This is a genomic window from Hahella ganghwensis DSM 17046 (assembly GCF_000376785.1).
GTDB lineage: Bacteria > Pseudomonadota > Gammaproteobacteria > Pseudomonadales > Oleiphilaceae > Hahella > Hahella ganghwensis.
The window spans coordinates 1-1,268 of record NZ_AQXX01000007.1 but is presented as its reverse complement, the minus strand read 5'-3'; the positions used below and the strand labels follow the sequence as shown (position 1 = coordinate 1,268).

Below are 1,268 nucleotides of genomic sequence, written 5' to 3'. Positions count from 1 at the left end.
ATCCGGTCTTTGTATGGCGCAATTTTGCGCCTGACCATGATGAGATCCGCCCCTCTACGCCTTTTCACCCACTCGGTGTTTGACCTTTGTCCCTTCAGGCTCTGCAGAGGGCCGGAAACCGGTTATGTCATCATACTTTGCAACCTGGTTTGGCGTGCGTATAAGTCCCGCTCTTTTTATGCTGCTATTTTGCGAACATCATAGTTTTCTTCTCCTTGTAGGATTCGCCAAGCTGCCCGAGTCAATTTATTCGCTAATGCCACATAGGTTTTATGTTTGCCACGACGTTCCAGCATAGAGCGAATCCAACAGCTTAACGGATCCTGTTTATCCTTTACCCAGGTGACCACTGTCCTCGCTGCATGAATCAGCAAGTAACGCAAATAGGCATTTCCCATGTTCGTGCTGTTAAGCACGGTAACTTTACCTCCGGTTCCGGTATGCCGGGGAGTGAGTCCTGCCCAGGCTGACATTTGACGTCCTTTCGAAAATTGGCCACCGTTGCCCACGGCGGCCACCAAAGCAGTCGTGACAATCGGACCAAATCCAGGTACTTGCTTCAGCCTCTGACAATCGTCGTGATTCGCCATCCAGTTATCCAGCTTCTGGTTAATAGTGGCTACTCGCCGGCGCAGTTCCAAGAGATCATCAAAGAGCTGTCGAATCACTTCTCGTGCCAGAACGCTTAGTTCATTCTCGGCCTCCTCAAGCACCCCAGGAATCTCCTTCAGCAGAGTTTGAATCCTGGTGTCCAGATAGATCCCGTTCTCGCGCAGATAGGCTCGGATCTGGTTGCAGATTGCCGTTGACGATTGGACATAGCGTTGACGTATCCGGTGCAACATCTGAAGATCCTGCAGTACTTGCGACTTAACGGGCACGAAGTGAATATGAGGACGCTGGGCTGCTTCACAGATTGCGAGGGCATCATTACGGTCGTTCTTATTGCCTTTGACAAATGGCTTCACATGTTGGGCAGGTACTAGCTGAACGGTGTGCCCCATCGACTGAAGCTTCCGGGCCCAAAAGTTAGAACTACCACAGGCCTCCATGACAACCTGGGTGGGCAGCTGTTTATGCATAAATTCAACAAAAGCGTTACGAGACAGCGCCCGGTTAATCTGAACTTTACCAGCTTGGTTCAGCACGCAAACCTGGAAAACTGACTTTGCCAAATCCACTCCGATGAGCTTAATATTCATGATGGATGCCTCCTCTATACTTGTTTGTTGACACTACAAGTGTGGCGCATTTGACGCCGATAGAGG

1 protein-coding gene is annotated in these 1,268 nt (G+C 50.2%); it reads right to left on the bottom strand.

The features are described 5' to 3' along the window. Window positions 1-176 precede the first annotated feature (176 nt). Window positions 177-1,202, bottom strand: coding sequence for an IS110 family RNA-guided transposase (locus tag F566_RS0100075; protein WP_020404954.1), 1,026 nt, complete (start codon window positions 1,200-1,202; stop codon window positions 177-179). Window positions 1,203-1,268: the final 66 nt, after the last annotated feature.

Coding starts and splice junctions, on each gene's coding strand:
- F566_RS0100075 (WP_020404954.1), bottom strand. CDS start 1,202: ATGAATATTAAGCTCATCGGAGTGGATTTGGCAAAGTCAGTTTTCCAG.